Below are 15,977 nucleotides of genomic sequence, written 5' to 3' on the forward strand. Positions count from 1 at the left end.
TCGCCTGACGCGTACTTTTGACGACAACACGCGTCTGTAGGAGCAGTCTTGGCACGGAAGATCGGCAGCCGGTACACCGCGAACCAGATCCTGGGGCGGGGGAGCGCCGGGACGGTGTGGCTCGGCGAGGGACCGGACGGCCCCGTCGCCATCAAGCTGCTGCGCGAGGACCTCGCCTCCGACCAGGAGCTCGTCGGACGCTTCGTGCAGGAGCGCACCGCGCTGCTCGGCCTGGAGCACCCGCGCATCGTCACCGTGCGCGACCTGGTGGTCGACGGCAACGACCTGGCCCTGGTCATGGACCTGGTGCGCGGCACCGACCTGCGCACCCGGCTGGAGCGGGAGCGGCGGCTCGCCCCCGAGGCGGCCGTCGCGATCGCCGCCGACGTCGCCGACGCGCTGGCCGCGGCCCACGCGGCCGGGGTCGTCCACCGGGACGTCAAGCCCGAGAACATCCTGCTGGACATGCGGGGCCCGCTCGGCCCGGGCGGCGCCCACCCCGCGCTGCTCACCGACTTCGGCGTCGCCAAACTGATCGACTCGCCCAGGCGCACCCGCGCCACGAAGATCATCGGCACCCCGGACTACCTGGCCCCGGAGATCGTGGAGGGCCTGCCGCCGCGCGCCGCCGTGGACATCTACGCCCTGGCGACGGTGCTGTACGAGCTGCTGGCCGGCTTCACGCCCTTCGGCGGCGGACACCCCGGCGCGGTGCTGCGCCGGCACGTCACCGAGACCGTCGTACCGCTGCCCGGCATCCCCGAGGAGCTGTGGCAGCTGCTCGTGCAGTGCCTGGCCAAGGCCCCCGCCTCCCGGCTGCGCGCCTCGGAGCTGGCGGCGCGGCTGCGCGAGCAGCTGCCCACGCTGGCCGGGCTGCCGCCGCTGGAGGTGGACGAGCCGGGCCCCGCCGAGGAGGAGGGCGAGGAGCCCGCGCCGGCGGCCGTCGCGCAGGGCGAGCCGGTACGGCGGCGCGGTGCGGTGTCCCTGGTCCCCGGTGCCAAGCCGGACTCCAACCGGGACACGCACACGTCGATGCGGGTGCCCGCGCCGGACGAGCTGGCCGGCGGCGCCCACGGCACCGCCCGCGCGCCCCGGGCCGCCGGCGCCCCCCGGCCGGGCTCGGCCCGCCACCGGGCCGCGGTGCGGCGGCGCCGGGTGACCCTGGGCGTGGCCGGGGTGGTGGTCGCGGCCGCCGTGGGCGTCGGCGCGTGGTTCGCCTCCGCGGACGGGGAGGACCGGACACCCCAGGACACGCACAGCACGTCGGCCCCCTGAGCCCCGGCCCCGGACACGGCCCGGCCGAGGACGCTTGCCACAGCCGTTACGCTGGAAGGCGTGGCAGTCGTCGATGTATCCGAAGAGCTGAAGTCCCTCTCCTCGACCATGGAGTCGATCGAGGCCGTCCTGGACCTCGACAAGATGAGGGCAGATATCGCCGTGCTCGAGGAGCAGGCGGCGGCCCCGTCCCTGTGGGACAACCCGGACGAGGCGCAGAAGATCACCAGCAAGCTCTCCCACCTCCAGGCCGAGGTCCGGAAGGCGGAGGCGCTGCGCGGCCGGATCGACGACCTCGCGGTCCTCTTCGAGATGGCCGAGGAGGAGAACGACCCGGACACCCGCGCCGAGGCCGAGTCCGAGCTGGTCTCCGTGAAGAAGGCGCTGGACGAGATGGAGGTCCGCACCCTCCTGTCCGGCGAGTACGACTCCCGCGAGGCGCTCGTCAACATCCGCGCCGAGGCCGGCGGCGTCGACGCCGCCGACTTCGCCGAGAAGCTCCAGCGCATGTACCTGCGCTGGGCCGAACAGCGCGGCTACAAGACGGAGCTGATCGAGACGTCGTACGCCGAAGAGGCCGGCATCAAGTCGACCACCTTCGCCGTGCACTCGCCGTACGCCTACGGCACCCTCTCCGTCGAGCAGGGCACGCACCGCCTGGTGCGCATCTCGCCCTTCGACAACCAGGGCCGCCGCCAGACCTCCTTCGCCGGTGTCGAGGTGCTGCCGGTCGTCGAGCAGTCCGACCACGTCGAGATCGACGAGTCCGAGCTGCGCATCGACGTCTACCGCTCCTCCGGCCCCGGCGGCCAGGGCGTCAACACGACCGACTCCGCCGTCCGCATCACCCACCTGCCCACCGGCATCGTGGTCTCCTGCCAGAACGAGCGGTCGCAGATCCAGAACAAGGCGACCGCGATGAACGTCCTCCAGGCCAAGCTGCTGGAGCGGCGCCGGCAGGAGGAGCAGGCCAAGATGGACGCCCTCAAGGGCGACGGCGGCAACTCCTGGGGCAACCAGATGCGGTCCTACGTGCTGCACCCCTACCAGATGGTCAAGGACCTGCGCACCGAGCACGAGGTGGGCAACCCGGAGGCCGTGTTCAACGGCGAGATCGACGGGTTCCTGGAGGCCGGAATTCGCTGGCGCAAGCAGCAGGAGAAGTAACTTTGTCGACATGACAACTGCCGTCCACTGGGCGGCAGTTGTTCTTTTGTCCGGGTTTTACATCACAGTCACACGCTTCAATTCCCCGTAAACGCCACCCCTTCGGACAATGCGCCCGCAACGCCCTTGACGTTGCTTTGAAAAATCGGAAGGGTGGGGCGGCGGCATGCGCACTCGCGGGGCGCATGTGAACCGGGGGATCGAGTTGACGCACTCTTCGTCACCAGCTGCCTCCGTCGATCACGGCACGCCCGCCCAAGCGCCGCCTCATTGACGAACAGCTACTGGGGGTAGCAACCATATGACGAAGAAGACGCGGATCCGGGTCGCGCGGATAGCCGCCGGCGCCGTGATCGCGGCCGGTGCCTCGCTGACCGCGGCGGGCGCGGCTTCCGCCCTGGACCTCGATGTCCAGGCGGGTCCGATCAGCCTCGGCGTGAGCGGTGTGGGCGCCGACGGCGGGAACACGGGCGGGGGCGAGCCCTGCCCGGTCGCCATCTGCACCGACGGCGGCAACACGAACGCCGGCCCGACCACGGGTGACCCGACCACCGGTAACCCGACCACGGGCGGTCCGACCACCGGCGGCCCGACGACGGGTGACCCGACGACGGGCGGTCCGACCACCGGCGGCCCGACGACGGGTGACCCGACGACGGGCGGTCCGACGACGGGCGGTCCGACCACCGGTGACCCGACCACGGGCGGCCCGACGACGGGCGGCCCGACGACGGGCGGCCCGACGACGGGCGGCCCGACGACGGGTGACCCGACGACGGGCGGTCCGACCACCGGTGACCCGACCACGGGCGGCCCGACCACCGGCGGCAACGGCAACTCGGGGAGCAACGGCAACGGCAACTCGGGCGGCAACGGCAACTCCGGTGGCTCCGGCAACTCGGGCGGCGACAGCGGGACCGACGGCGGCTCCGGTTCCACGGGCTCGACCGGTTCCACCGGCTCGACCGGCTCCACCGACGGCGGCACCGGCACCGGCGGGAACAACAACACGCCCAACGGCGGCGGCAACAACACCGTCCCGCAGGACGCCGGCTCCGCGGCGCTGACCGACACCGGCTCCGACACCGTGGCCCAGGGCGGCGACAAGCAGCTCGCCGAGACGGGTGCCGGTCAGACCGCGTTCCTGCTGGTCGGCGCCGCGACCATGATCGCCGGCGGCATCGGCTTCCGTATGCTGCCGCGCCTGGTCAGCGGCCGGGGCGGCGCCGCCGCCTGAGCGTAGCCGTACGCTCACCCACCGCACGCACAGCGCATGCGCAAGGGCCCGGAGCTCGGCGCTCCGGGCCCTTGCGGCGCTCTCACACCGTCTGGTGCGCCAGCAGCGCCAGCGCGGCGATCAGTACCGCCAGCAGCGCGATCAGCGCCATCGGGTTCAGCCCGTTCAGGCCCCCGAAGAAGCCCTCCTGCTGCAGTCGCTCGCGGTTGGCACGGCACACCGGGCACCGGCCCTCGCTCACGGGCGCCGCGCAGTTCGCGCACACCAACCGGTCGTACGTCATGCGCTCGCCCTCCTTGCACCGGCCATCACATGTCCAACGCTCGCGGGAAGGGGAACGTTCCCCGGCCTTCCCGTCGCCCTTCGTCTTCCTTCCACTGTGCCAGGTTCCCGCGGAGCGTGCGCGGGGCCCGCACGCGGGGGGACACGGGGGGTGGGGACATCGGGCGGTACAAAAACGTACAAGTCTTGCCCAACCTCAACCTGTGCCTGCGCTCGCACACCCGGTTCGCGTATGGTCACGCTCATCTACCCCCGGCGACCCGTGGTGCATCCGTGATCCGATTCGACAACGTCTCCAAGGTCTACCCCAAGCAGACCCGCCCCGCACTCAGGGATGTCTCCCTGGAGGTGGAGAAGGGCGAGTTCGTCTTCCTCGTGGGGTCCTCCGGCTCCGGAAAGTCCACCTTCCTGCGGCTCATCCTCCGCGAGGAGCGGTGCAGCCACGGCCAGGTGCACGTGCTCGGCAAGGACCTCGCGCGGCTGTCCAACTGGAAGGTGCCGCAGATGCGCCGCCAGCTGGGCACCGTCTTCCAGGACTTCCGGCTGCTGCCGAACAAGACGGTGGCGGAGAACGTGGCCTTCGCCCAGGAGGTGATCGGCAAGTCCCGCGGCGAGATCCGCAAGTCCGTGCCGCAGGTGCTCGACCTCGTCGGACTCGGCGGCAAGGAGGACCGCAGGCCCGGCGAGCTGTCCGGCGGTGAACAGCAGCGCGTCGCCATCGCGCGCGCGTTCGTCAACCGGCCCAAGCTGCTCATCGCCGACGAGCCCACCGGCAACCTCGACCCGCAGACCTCCGTCGGCATCATGAAGCTGCTCGACCGGATCAACCGGACGGGCACCACCGTCATCATGGCGACGCACGACCAGAACATCGTGGACCAGATGCGCAAGCGCGTCATCGAGCTGGAGAAGGGCCGCCTCGTCCGCGACCAGGCCCGCGGCGTCTACGGCTACCAGCACTGACCGCACCCAGTTCCCGAAAGGCCTGAAGAAGTAGCCATGCGCGCCCAGTTCGTCCTGTCGGAGATCGGTGTCGGTCTCCGCCGCAACCTGACGATGACCTTCGCCGTCATCGTCTCCGTCGCCCTGTCCCTGGCCCTGTTCGGCGGCTCGCTGCTGATGAGCGACCAGGTCAGCACCATGAAGGGCTACTGGTACGACAAGGTCAACGTCTCGATCTTCCTGTGCAACAAGCACGACGCGGAGACCGACGTGCACTGCGCCAAGGGCGCGGTCACCGATGACCAGAGGAAGCAGATCCTCGCGGACCTCAAGCAGATGCCGGTCGTCGAGAAGGTGACCTACGAGTCCCAGGACGAGGCGTACAAGCACTACAAGGAGCAGTTCGGCAACTCCCCGCTGGTCGGCTCGCTGACGCCGGACCAGATGCAGGAGTCGTACCGGATCAAGCTCAAGGACCCGCAGAAGTACCAGGTGATCGCGAGCGCGTTCAACGGGCGGGACGGCGTGCAGTCGGTGCAGGACCAGAAGGGCATCCTGGACAACCTCTTCCAGTTGCTGAACCTGATGAACCGGGGCGCGCTCGGCGTGATGGCGATGATGCTGATCGTCGCCCTGCTGCTGATCGTCAACACCGTGCGCGTCTCGGCGTTCAGCCGCCGGCGCGAGACCGGCATCATGCGCCTGGTCGGCGCCTCGGGCTTCTACATCCAGGCGCCGTTCATCGCCGAGGCCGCGGTCGCCGGACTCATCGGCGGCGGCCTGGCCTGCGTCGCGCTCGTGCTCGGCCGGTACTTCACCATCGACCACGGCATGGACCTCTCCCACAAGCTCACCCTCATCAACTTCGTGGGCTGGGACGCGGTGTTGACCAAGCTGCCGCTGATCCTGGCGACCAGCGTGCTGATGCCGTCCCTGGCGGCCTTCTTCGCGCTGCGCAAGTACTTGAAGGTGTGACGCACACCAAGAAGGGCCGTACGGGCAACCGTCCGTACGGCCCTTCGCGTTGTCCTAGACTCACCGCCATGTCAGGCCGTGACCCCCTCTGTCATACCCGCCGCGCCCGCCGCGGCGCCGCCCTGACACTGGTCTTCGCCGGGGTGCTGGCGACGGGCGCCGTCACCGGGGCCTTCCCGGGATCCGGCACCGCACCGCGCAGGGCCGTCGCCGCACCGGCGGGCCCGGCCGGCCGGCCCGAGGCCGTGCGCGAGGCCGCCGCCGAGGCGATGGCCGCCGGCAAGTCCCCGACGGAGGCCGCCGAACGGGCCGTCAGCCGCAGCGGCGACCGCTGGGCCGCGGTCTACACCGAGGGCGAGTACGAGGAGTTCCGGGACGCGCTCGACGGCCGCTACACCGGCGTGGGCCTGTGGGCACGGCAGCGGCCGGACGGCCGGATCGAGGTCACCCGCGTGCGGCCCGGCTCGCCCGCCGACCGCGCCGGGATCCGCACCGGCGACCGGCTGCGCAGCGTCGACGGCCACCGGACCGACGGCCGGCCGGTCACCGAGGTGATCGCCCTGCTGCGCGGCGACGCGTCCGGCGACGGCACGGCGGACGCGCAGGCCGGCACGACGGTCACGCTCGGCCTCCAGCGCGGCACCCGCGCGTGGACGAGGACCGTGCACCGGGCCCGGCTGTCCACCGACTCCGTGACCGTGCGCCGGCTGCCCGGCGGGGTCACCGCCGTGCGGGTCTCCGCGTTCACCAAGGGCTCCGCCGACGCGGTCCGCGCGGCCCTGCGCGCCGCCCCCGCCGACGGCCGCACCGTCCTCGACCTGCGCGGCAACTCCGGCGGCCTGGTCACCGAGGCCGTGGACACCGCCTCCGCCTTCCTGGACGGCGGCCTGGTCGCCACCTACGACGTCGACGGCGCCCAGCGCGCCCTGCACGCCGACCCGGGCGGCGACACCGCCCGGCCCCTGGTCGTCCTGGTCGACGGGGGCACCATGAGCGCGGCCGAGCTGCTCACCGGCGCCCTCCAGGACCGGGGGCGCGCGGTGGTGATCGGCTCGCGCACCTTCGGCAAGGGCTCCGTCCAGATGCCGGTGAAGCTGCCCGACGGCTCGGTGGCCGAGCTGACCGTCGGCCACTACCGCACCCCGTCCGGCCGTACCGTCGACGGCCGGGGCATCACCCCGGACCTGGAAGCGGGGCCCCAGCAGGCCCTGCCACGGGCGCGGAGGGTGCTCACCGGGCTGGGCGACCCGTCGTAGCCGGCCCCGCGCGGCCACGGGAAATCGGCTGTACTCACCTCCCCTGTGTGGTGCGAAAATGGTCGGCACTATGAGCAAGGGAATGTACGTACCGAAGGAGTCCCAGCCCAAGCACGGCGGGGCCGCCAAGGCCAGGGACGGCGAGAAGGGCGGCAAGCGCAAGATCGTCGCCCAGAACAAGAAGGCCCGGCACGACTACGCGATCATCGACACCTACGAGGCCGGGCTCGTGCTCATGGGCACCGAGGTCAAGTCGCTGCGCGAGGGACGGACCTCGCTGACCGACGGCTTCGTCCAGATCGACCGGGGCGAGGCGTGGCTGCACAACGCCCACATCCCCGAGTATCACCAGGGCAGCTGGACCAACCACTCCGCGCGCCGCAAGCGCAAGCTGCTCCTGCACCGCGAGGAGATCGACAAGCTGGAGTCGAAGTCCCAGGAGACGGGACACACGATCGTGCCCCTCGCCATCTACTTCAAGGACGGCCGGGCGAAGGCGGAGATCGCTCTCGCGCGCGGCAAGAAGGAGTACGACAAGCGGCAGACGCTGCGCGAGCAGCAGGACCGGCGGGAGGCGGCCCGGGCCATCGCGGCGGCGAAGCGCAGGCAGCGCGGCGCCTAGCCGGCCGGACGGGAATAGGCTGGCATCGTCGGGCGTTGGTCACGTACGATGGGCCTGCATCCCTCAGAGGGTGCGGGAACCCTCCACGGAGGGGATTGAAAAAACAACATGGGGATGATCGGTTTCGACAGCGGCTGTCGAAGCAGGGGAAGCGTGTCGAGGAAGCGGCAATGATCTCGTAAACCATATGTCGCAAAAAATAATCGCCAACACCAAGCGCGATTCCTTCGCCCTCGCTGCCTGATCAGCGACTTGCGAAGTGTCAGCCCGGGGCTGTTCCCGACCCGGATCCTGGCATCAGCTAGGGAACTAAACCTCTAGACCCGGTCACGGGGTGTAGAGGGAAATCAAACAGTGACTGAGCCCGTCGGAGACTTGTCCGCGTGATCTCCGGGGCCGAGAAAATCGCAGCGGACTGCACACGGAGAAGCCCTGATTCCGCACCGTTGGACGCGGGTTCGATTCCCGCCATCTCCACGAGGCCCCCGAGGGGGGCCGGCCCCATGTGGGCGAAGGCCCCGTCGCAGCAGCGGCGGGGCCTTCGTCATGCCCGCTCCCGTCCGCTCGCCAGGCCGGCGAGCAGGGCCAGGAAGGCCGCCGCGGCCGGTACGGCGAAGGCGACGACGGGGGAGAGGCGCTCGGTCGCCCAGCCGCCCGTCGCCGAGCCGCACGCGATCCCCGTGAGCAGGCCCGTCACCATCAGGCTCATGCCCTCGTTCAGCCGGTCGGCCGGGGTGCGCCGCTGCACCAGGGCCATCGCCGTCACCATGGTCGGCGCGGTCGCCATGCCCGCGACCAGCAGCGCGCCGGCCAGCACCAGGAGCGAGCCGGTGCCGGCCGCCGCCCAGGGCAGCGTCATCAGGGCGGCCATCGCCGCGAGGCACCGGACGAGCCGCGGGCCGGCCGGCCGCAGCGCCCCGTACGCCAGCCCCGCCACGCACGAGCCCGCCGCCTGGAGCGCGAGCACCGCACCGGCCGCCGCGCGCTGTCCCCGCGCGTCGGCGTAGGCGATCGTGACGACCTCCATGGCACCGAACACGGCTCCGGTCGCGAGGAAGCAGACCAGCAGCGGCCGGATGCCCGGGCTGAGCAGTGGCGAGGGCGCCTGGGAACGGGCCGCCGTCGGCGGCTCGGTCGCCCGCTGCGCGGTGAACAGCAGCATTCCGGCGAGCAGCAGCACCGCCCCCGCGAGCGTGCCCGCCTCCGGGAAGAACGTCCCGGTCAGAAAGGCGGCAAGGACCGGCCCGAGCATGAAGCACAGCTCGTCCGCGGCCTGCTCGAACGCGTTCGCCGCGTGCAGCGTGCCGGGCTCCTCGCGCAGCAGATGGGCCCAGCGGGCGCGGGAGAGGCCGCCGATGTTCGGGGTGGTCGCGGTGGCGGCGTAGGCCGCGAACAGGGTCCAGTCGGGGGCGTCACAGCGGACGCACAGCAGTAGCGCGAGGCTGCCGAGCACGGAGACGACCGTGGCCGGCAGCGCGACCCGGGCCTGTCCGTGCCGGTCCACCAGCCGGGCGAGGAAGGGCCCGGCCAGCGCGGTCGCCGCGAGCCCGGTCGCGGTGACGGCACCGGCGAGGGCGTACGAGCCCCGGGCACCGGCGATCATCACGACCGCGCTCACGCTGAACATGCCCATGGGAAGGCGGGCGAGGAGGTTGCCGGCGGTGAAGGCCCGGGCACCGGGAAGCCCGAACATCCGCCGGTACGCGGAGAAGCGGGCCGGTCTCTTCCGTACCCGGCGGTCCTGGGTGGTCTGTTGCGCCATGGCTCCACGGTCACCCGGAGCCGGCCACCGGGTCCAACACCGGCCGGGCGCCGATTGACGCACCCGCGTTGTAAGTTCGCTCTGTGCCCGCTTCCCTGGACCCGCGCCTGCTGCGCGCCTTCGTGGCCGTGGCGGAAGACCTGCACTTCACCCGGGCCGCGGCCCGCCTCTACGTCGCCCAGCAGGCGCTCAGCCGTGATGTACGGCGACTGGAGCGGGAGTTGGGCGCCGAGCTGTTCGTACGCACCACCCGGCAGGTCGCCCTCACCCCCGACGGCGAGCGCCTGCTGCCGTACGCGCGCCGGGTCCTCGCCGCCCAGGACGACCTGCTCGCCGCGTTCGCGGCCGGCCAGACCCGCCCGCTGCTGGTCGACCTGAACTCGGCGGGCCTGGCCACCGGCCGACGGGTGCTGTACCGGGCCCGCGAACTCGCCCCCGACTGCGAGCTGATGGCCCGCTACGAGAGCGGTCTCACCGGAGCCGCCGCCGACCTGCTGGCCGGCCGGCTGGACGCCTCCTTCGGCCGCTTCGCCGGCCTCGACCCGGCCCTGCGCTCCGGCCTCGCACAGCAGCCCGTGCGGTACGAGCCGATGGCCGTCGTACTGCCCGAGGACCACCCGCTGGCGCCCCTGCCCGAGGTACCGCTGTCCGCGCTGGCCGGGGAGACGGTGTACGCCGGCGCGGGCAACCCGCGCACCCGGGAGTGGACCGACCTGGCCCTGCGCCTGTTCGAGGGCCGGGACATCCGGCTCGCGCCGCCGCTGCCGCTGGCCGTCGGCGACGAGGAGTTCGCCCGCGTCATGGGGAAGACCGGGCACCCGGTGCTGGCGGTGGTGGACTTCCCGCCCATGCCCGGCGCGGTCCTGCGCCCCCTCGTGGCCCCCGTCCCGCTGTCCCCCGTCTCCCTGGTCTGGCGCAAGGGCCTGGTCCACCCCGGCCTGACGGCGCTGAGGCGCGCGGCGGCGCGGACGGCCCGGTCGGAGGGCTGGCTGCGCCGGCCGGCCGACGCGTGGCTCCCCTCGGCGGACGAGGAGACCATGGCGGCCGGTGTCACGCCGGGTGGGCGACCGCGTCCCGCTGCAACTGCACGGCGGCCAGCAGACTCAGATCCGGCTCGGCCTGGCGCAGCGCCTTGATCGCTGCGACGGAGCCGACGTCCCCGGCGAACCCGATCCCGGCGAGCCGCTCCCGCACCCACGTGGCCCGCAGCGGCCCCTCGTCAGCTCCGGCGACACCCCCCACCACGGCGAGGGCCCGCTCCAGCCCGGCCCGCTCCTCGGCCCGGGCCCCGTCCAGAGCCTCCCGCAAGGCCTCCAGAACGACATCCGAGTCCCGGATGACGAGCACACAGTCCTGCTTCCTGCCGAATCCCGCGCGTCCCTTCATACCGATCATGGTGAACCGGCCGGACCGTCCCCTCCAAACCACTTGAGGAGATCCAGAGGGTTGCCTACCGCGAACTCGTCATGCAGTCGGCGGCCGGGCATTCCGAGCGCGCCACATAGGGCAGGAAGCCCGCCCAGGCAGCCGGTCCGAGCGTGAGGCGGGGCCCGGCCGGGTGCGTGGAGTCGCGGATGTGAACGGCGGTGGGCGTGGTGGCTGTCTCTGTCTCCACGGGGTGAGCGCGCACGACTCCATGCGGTCCAGAACGGCCCGGTACTTGCACGGTGTCGAGCTGCGGTACGGGGCCTTCGACGTAATCGAAGGACCGGCCGGTGGTCGGGAAGTGTTCCGCGCCGCACGGAACGACCCGGATGGTGACGTGGGCCAGTTCACTCATGTCGAGCAGATGCCCGAGCTGTTCACGGGCCACGGCCGGACCGCCGAACCCCGTGCGGAGCGCTGCTTCATGGACGATCCCCGTGTACGGAGGAGAGGCTTCCCGGGAGCCGAGACGTGACCACACAACCGGATCACCACGGGCATGAGCTGGTTCCCCGCCCCGAACGCACCCCGGCGGCGGTCCGCGTCGCGCTGGCGCCCCTCGCTCCGCACCGGCTGAGCGAGATGGAACAGCACAAGGAGCAGGCCCTGGGGGCGGCCCTCCAGGACGGCAAGCTCGGCCACCTCCAGTACTGGCTGACCTACTGGCAGGCACAGGTGGAGATCGAACGGCGCCCCGGCCTGCGCTCGCGCTACCAGGCAGCCCTCGGCGCCGTGCAGAGCACGACTGGCAGCGACGCTCCCGAGTTCCGCGCGGCCAGGGCGGAACTCCGCGCCGTCGAGTCGGAGGCCCGGCAGGCGGTGTCCGCGTGACCTGGGGTGGGAGTATGACCCGGACGAGGGGTACGTCATCGGCGGGGCGCCGCCGGCCTTCGTCGCCGGGGTCGAGAAGCAGGCCGATGAGTTGGTCCGGGCCGCGGCCGCGTTCTGCCTCGACGGGGCCTCGTACCAGGAGGCGGGACCGAAGGGGAATGTCACGCATGTCCCCGGCGGATTCTTCCTGTATCTGACCGTCCCCCGGCACGAGTGCCTGTACATCCGCCAGACCACGTATCCGTGAGCCGACCCCCGGAGGCTTCCGCTCACATGTCCGCGTACTTGGTGTCCGCCGCCGGGTCGAGGGCCAGCCGGTAGCCCCGCTTGACCACCGTCTGGATCAGTTTCGGGGTGCCGAGGGCCGTGCGGAGGCGGGCCATGGCCGTCTCGACGGCGTGCTCGTCGCGGCCCGCGCCGGGCAGGGCCTTGAGGAGGTCCGCGCGGGGGACCACCCAGCCGGGGCGGCGCGACAGGGCGCGCAGCAGGGACATGCCGGCCGGCGGGACCGGCTTGAGTTCGCCGTCGACCAGGACCGCGTGGCCGCGGATCTCCATCCGGTGCCCGGCGACGGGGAACGCCCGGGCGCGGGCCGGGAGTTCCTGGCAGAGCAGCTGGACCAGGGGGCCCAGGCGGAAGCGTTCCGGCTGGACCGTGTCCACCCCGCGGGCCTGGAGCGGCAGCGCGGTGACCGGGCCGACACAGGCGGGCAGGACGTCGTGGGCCAGCGCCGACAGCAGCTCGTCCAGCAGGCCCCGCTCCTCCGCGCGGGACAGGAGGGAGGCGGCGGCGGGGGCGCTGGTGAAGGTGAGGGCGTCCAGTCCGCGGCCGACGGCCGTGTCCAGCAGGCGGTCCAGCGGGCCGGTGTCCTCCGGGGGCATCCAGCGGTAGACCGGCACCGGCAGCACCTCCGCCCCGGCCGCCCGCAGGGACTCCACGAAGCCGGGAAGGGGCTCGCCGTGCAGCTGTACGGCGACCCGGTGGCCGTCGACGCCCTCCTCCAGGAGCCGGTCGAGCACCTCGGCCAGGGATTCGGAGGAGGGCGACCACTCCTCGGTGAGGCCCGCCGCCCGGATCGCGCCCTTGACCTTCGGGCCGCGGGCCAGCAGCCGTGCCCCGCGCAGCCGGCCCACCAGCTGTTCGCCGAGGCCCCAGCCGTCGGCGGCCTCGACCCAGCCCCGGAAGCCGATCGCGGTGGTGGCCACGACGACGTCCGGCACCCGGTCGATGATCTCCTTCGTCGCGGCGAGCAGTTCGCTGTCGTCGGCGAGCGGCACGATCCGCAGCGCGGGAGCGTGCAGGACGGTGGCGCCGCGCCGCTGGAGCAGGGCACCCAGTTCCTCGGCCCGGCGCGCGGCGGTGACGCCCACGGTGAACCCGGCGAGGGGTCCGTGCTCGGGTTGCTGCTCTTCGTCGTACATGAGGCTCTCCTAGCTGACCGGCGCGCCGGACGAGCCTGTCAACCCTGCGTGACAGGCTCGGTTCGGCTCTATGTCACCGGTGTTACGTCACACCTCGGCATAGCTGAGCCGGTCCTTCTCCTCGGATGGGGTCGCCGTGGCCGTGACCTGCCCGGCCGGGCGGCGAAGGTATACGGACCAGGTGATCACGAAGCAGACAGCGTAGAAGCCGAGGAACGCGACGAACGCGCCGGTCCCGGAGCCGTACGAGAGGAAGGACTGGCGGAAGGCGAGGTTGATGGCGACTCCGCCGAGCGCGCCGACCGCGCCGATCAGCCCCATGGCCGCGCCGGACAGCCGCCGGCCGTGGGCGACGGCCGCCTCGCCCCGGAGCCCCCGGGCCAGCGCCTTGGCCTGGAAGATGCCGGGGATCATCTTGAACGTCGATCCGTTGCCGAGGCCGCTGAGCACGAACAGCACGACGAAGACGGACACGAACAGCGGCAGCGACCTGCGCATCCCGGCGCCGATCAGCACGGCGGTGGCGGCGGCCATGCCGACGTAGTTCCACAGGGTGATGCGGGCGCCGCCGTAGCGGTCGGCGAGCCGGCCGCCGACCGGGCGGATCAGCGAGCCGAGCAGCGGGCCGATGAAGGTGAGGTAGGCCGCCTGGAGCGGGGTCCGGCCGAACTGGCTGGTCAGCACCTGGCCGAAGGCGAAGCTGTAGCCGATGAAGGAGCCGAAGGTGCCGACGTAGAGGAAGGCCATGATCCAGGTGTGGCCGTCGCGGGCCGCGTCCTTGGCCGCGCCGGTGTCGTTCTTCACCGTGGCCAGGTTGTCCATGCACAGCGCGGCGAGTACCGCGGCCAGGACGATCAGCGGGATGTAGATGCCGAGCAACACGCGCGGGCCGCCGCTCGCGCCGATGATGGCGAGCGCGGCGAGCTGGATGACGGGGACGCCGATGTTGCCGCCGCCCGCGTTGAGCCCGAGCGCCCATCCCTTCTCCCGCAGGGGGAAGAAGGCGTTGATGTTGGTCATGGAGGAGGCGAAGTTGCCGCCGCCGATGCCGGCCAGCAGGCCCACCAGGAGGAAGGTGGAGAAGGAGGTGCCCGGCTTCATCACCGCGAACGCGGCGAGGGTCGGGACGAGCAGCAGACTCGCCGAGATCACCGTCCAGTTCCGGCCGCCGAAGACGGCCACGGCGAAGGTGTACGGCACCCGGACGACCGCGCCGACCAGCGTGACCACCGAGGTGAGCAGGAACTTGTCGGCGGGGGTCAGCCCGTACTCGGGGCCCATGAACAGCACCAGCACGGACCACAGGGTCCACACGGAGAACCCGATGTGCTCCGAGAGCACGGAGAACCACAGGTTCCGGCGGGCGATCCGCCGCCCGGCCGCGTTCCAGAACGCCTCGTCCTCCGGATCCCAGCGCTCGATCCAGCGGCCTCGACGGGTTGGGGCTGGGGCTGTCATCACGCCTCCACGGTGCTCCGGCTGCTCGGTCTGCCGACCACTGACTCGGTCCGAAGGTAGGAAGGGCGCGTTTCCGCCCTGTGGCAGCGGGTGACCGGAAGGGAACGTTGCTCTCACTCGGGCGGGGGGTGGCCGGTGAGGGGGCCGGGATCGCGCGCGCGTCGTTCGCCCGGTACAGGGGCTTCCGGCCCCACCCCGCGCCAGGCACTGTGGAGGACGCGGGACGTGGTGGTCCCGTATGCCGTCCGCGCCCGGGGTCGTACCCTCCGCGCGGTTTCTGCCTAGGCGGTGACTGGCACATGGCACTCGGTGGAGGCACGCCCGCGCACCCGCTGCGGTTCGATGCCGGGCGGGTGTGTCTGGACCTGCTCGGCACCCCGCATCCGGCCGAACGCCTGGGCACGGTGGGCGAGTTGTGCGCGTGGATCGCCGGTGCGGGGCTGGTGCCGGCCGGGACGCCGCTCGGGCACGCCGACGCCTCCTGGCCGGCCGCCTTCCGGGAACTGCGCGCGGACGTCGGTCACTTGGTGCGGGGGCTGCTGCGCGGCGAGGCGGTCGGGTACGGGGGTGTGCTCGGGCGGGTCAACGAGGCGGCCCGGGCCGTGCCGCCCGCGCCCGTCGCCGTACCCGGACGAGACGGGTGCCTGAGGCGGGAGTTGGCCGGACCGCCCGGGTGTGCCGCGCTGCTCGCCGTCGTCGCCCGGGACGCCGTGGAACTGCTCACCGATCCCGTCGCGAGGGCCGCGGTACGGCAGTGCGCGGGGGACGACTGCCCCCTCGTGTACCTCGACACCTCCCGGGGGCGGCGCCGGCGCTGGTGTTCCAGCGAGGTGTGCGGCAACCGCGAACGGGTCGCCCGGCACCGGCGACGGGCCGCGCACGCCCGCCCCTGACGTACGGACGCCGGTCACACGCGGGCACCGGCCTCGTGTGGACGCCGGTTACGCGCGAGCACCGGCCCCGTGCGGATGGCGGGCATGTGCGGGCACCGGCCCCGTGCGGACGCCGGTCAGGCGCGGGCACCGGCCCCGTGTGGACGCCGATCAGGCGCGGGCACCGGCCTCGTGTGGACGCCGGTTACGCGCGAGCACCGGCCCCGTGCGGATGGCGGGCATGTGCGGGCACCGGCCTCGTGTGGACGCCGGTCAGGCGCGGGCACCGGCCTCGTGCGGATGGCGGTCAGGCGCGGGCGCCGGTCACGTGCGTATGGGGGCAGGCATGTGCGGGCACCGGTCACGCGCGGATGGGGGCAGGCATGTGCGGACTCCGGGCACGCGCGGACCCCGGGCACGCGCGGACTCGGGCACGCGCGGGCACCGGCCTT

General features: G+C 72.5%; 16 protein-coding genes and 1 other RNA gene. 11 read left to right on the forward strand and 6 right to left on the reverse strand.

Features of this window, described 5'->3' with window-relative positions; all coding sequences use genetic code 11:
• Positions 1-48 precede the first annotated feature (48 nt).
• The 3 genes from AB0E62_RS05010 (at position 49) to AB0E62_RS05020 (ending at position 3,679) form a co-directional block, all read left to right on the forward strand.
• Complete coding sequence (locus tag AB0E62_RS05010) at positions 49-1,275, forward strand: serine/threonine-protein kinase (protein ID WP_362188197.1); 1,227 nt, start codon at positions 49-51, stop codon at positions 1,273-1,275.
• 60 nt (positions 1,276-1,335) lie between these two features.
• Positions 1,336-2,442, forward strand: a complete 1,107-nt coding sequence (gene prfB, locus AB0E62_RS05015; protein ID WP_362188200.1) for a peptide chain release factor 2 — start codon at positions 1,336-1,338, stop codon at positions 2,440-2,442.
• 301 nt (positions 2,443-2,743) lie between these two features.
• Entirely contained in the window at positions 2,744-3,679 is a 936-nt protein-coding gene (locus AB0E62_RS05020; RefSeq protein ID WP_362188203.1) for a hypothetical protein, read from the forward strand.
• Between the two features lie 82 nt (positions 3,680-3,761).
• Here AB0E62_RS05020 and AB0E62_RS05025 read toward each other — a convergent pair whose 3' ends face one another.
• Positions 3,762-3,962: a hypothetical protein gene (locus AB0E62_RS05025; protein WP_362188206.1), complete on the reverse strand. Its 201-nt coding sequence runs from the start codon at positions 3,960-3,962 to the stop codon at positions 3,762-3,764.
• A 272-nt stretch (positions 3,963-4,234) separates the two neighbouring features.
• On the opposite strand from AB0E62_RS05025, the gene ftsE reads away from it, so the two are divergent.
• From ftsE to ssrA, 5 genes are all read left to right on the forward strand, one after another.
• Positions 4,235-4,924, forward strand: coding sequence for a cell division ATP-binding protein FtsE (gene ftsE / locus AB0E62_RS05030; RefSeq protein WP_030610589.1), 690 nt, complete (start codon positions 4,235-4,237; stop codon positions 4,922-4,924).
• A 36-nt stretch (positions 4,925-4,960) separates the two neighbouring features.
• Positions 4,961-5,878 carry a permease-like cell division protein FtsX gene (gene ftsX / locus AB0E62_RS05035; protein WP_362188209.1) on the forward strand — a complete coding sequence of 306 codons (918 nt, stop codon included), beginning with the start codon at positions 4,961-4,963 and terminating at the stop codon, positions 5,876-5,878.
• Positions 5,879-5,946: 68 nt separating this feature from the next.
• Complete coding sequence (locus AB0E62_RS05040) at positions 5,947-7,134, forward strand: S41 family peptidase (protein ID WP_362188212.1); 1,188 nt, start codon at positions 5,947-5,949, stop codon at positions 7,132-7,134.
• A gap of 82 nt (positions 7,135-7,216) precedes the next feature.
• Positions 7,217-7,756, forward strand: a complete 540-nt coding sequence (gene smpB, locus AB0E62_RS05045) for an SsrA-binding protein SmpB (RefSeq protein WP_362189147.1) — start codon at positions 7,217-7,219, stop codon at positions 7,754-7,756.
• 110 nt (positions 7,757-7,866) lie between these two features.
• Positions 7,867-8,236: a transfer-messenger RNA gene (gene ssrA / locus AB0E62_RS05050) on the forward strand.
• 64 nt (positions 8,237-8,300) lie between these two features.
• On the opposite strand, the gene AB0E62_RS05055 is transcribed toward ssrA, so the two are convergent.
• Positions 8,301-9,518: an MFS transporter gene (locus tag AB0E62_RS05055; RefSeq protein WP_362188214.1), complete on the reverse strand. Its 1,218-nt coding sequence runs from the start codon at positions 9,516-9,518 to the stop codon at positions 8,301-8,303.
• Between the two features lie 83 nt (positions 9,519-9,601).
• Here AB0E62_RS05055 and AB0E62_RS05060 point away from each other — a divergent pair, with 83 nt between their 5' ends.
• Positions 9,602-10,654 (forward strand): LysR family transcriptional regulator, encoded by a 1,053-nt coding sequence (locus AB0E62_RS05060; protein ID WP_362188217.1) that lies wholly within the window; start codon positions 9,602-9,604, stop codon positions 10,652-10,654.
• On the opposite strand, the gene AB0E62_RS05065 is transcribed toward AB0E62_RS05060, so the two are convergent.
• Together AB0E62_RS05065 and AB0E62_RS05070 are read right to left on the reverse strand one after the other, a co-directional pair.
• Positions 10,569-10,904 (reverse strand): hypothetical protein, encoded by a 336-nt coding sequence (locus AB0E62_RS05065; RefSeq protein ID WP_362188219.1) that lies wholly within the window; start codon positions 10,902-10,904, stop codon positions 10,569-10,571. The genes AB0E62_RS05060 and AB0E62_RS05065 overlap by 86 nt on opposite strands.
• 64 nt (positions 10,905-10,968) lie before the next feature.
• Positions 10,969-11,424, reverse strand: a complete 456-nt coding sequence (locus AB0E62_RS05070) for a Scr1 family TA system antitoxin-like transcriptional regulator (protein WP_362188222.1) — start codon at positions 11,422-11,424, stop codon at positions 10,969-10,971.
• Between AB0E62_RS05070 and AB0E62_RS05075 the strand changes: the two genes are divergently transcribed.
• Positions 11,415-11,774 (forward strand): hypothetical protein, encoded by a 360-nt coding sequence (locus AB0E62_RS05075; protein WP_362188225.1) that lies wholly within the window; start codon positions 11,415-11,417, stop codon positions 11,772-11,774. The two genes, AB0E62_RS05070 and AB0E62_RS05075, sit on opposite strands and share 10 nt — an antisense overlap.
• 269 nt (positions 11,775-12,043) lie before the next feature.
• Here AB0E62_RS05075 and AB0E62_RS05080 read toward each other — a convergent pair whose 3' ends face one another.
• Positions 12,044-13,195, reverse strand: a complete 1,152-nt coding sequence (locus AB0E62_RS05080; RefSeq protein ID WP_362188228.1) for a uroporphyrinogen-III synthase — start codon at positions 13,193-13,195, stop codon at positions 12,044-12,046.
• Between the two features lie 87 nt (positions 13,196-13,282).
• Complete coding sequence (locus AB0E62_RS05085) at positions 13,283-14,653, reverse strand: nitrate/nitrite transporter (protein WP_362188231.1); 1,371 nt, start codon at positions 14,651-14,653, stop codon at positions 13,283-13,285.
• 299 nt (positions 14,654-14,952) lie between these two features.
• Between AB0E62_RS05085 and AB0E62_RS05090 the strand changes: the two genes are divergently transcribed.
• Positions 14,953-15,546, forward strand: a complete 594-nt coding sequence (locus tag AB0E62_RS05090) for an ABATE domain-containing protein (RefSeq protein ID WP_362188233.1) — start codon at positions 14,953-14,955, stop codon at positions 15,544-15,546.
• Positions 15,547-15,977 lie beyond the last annotated feature (431 nt).

This window comes from Streptomyces sp. NPDC038707 (genome assembly GCF_040636485.1).
Classification (GTDB): Bacteria; Actinomycetota; Actinomycetes; order Streptomycetales; family Streptomycetaceae; genus Streptomyces.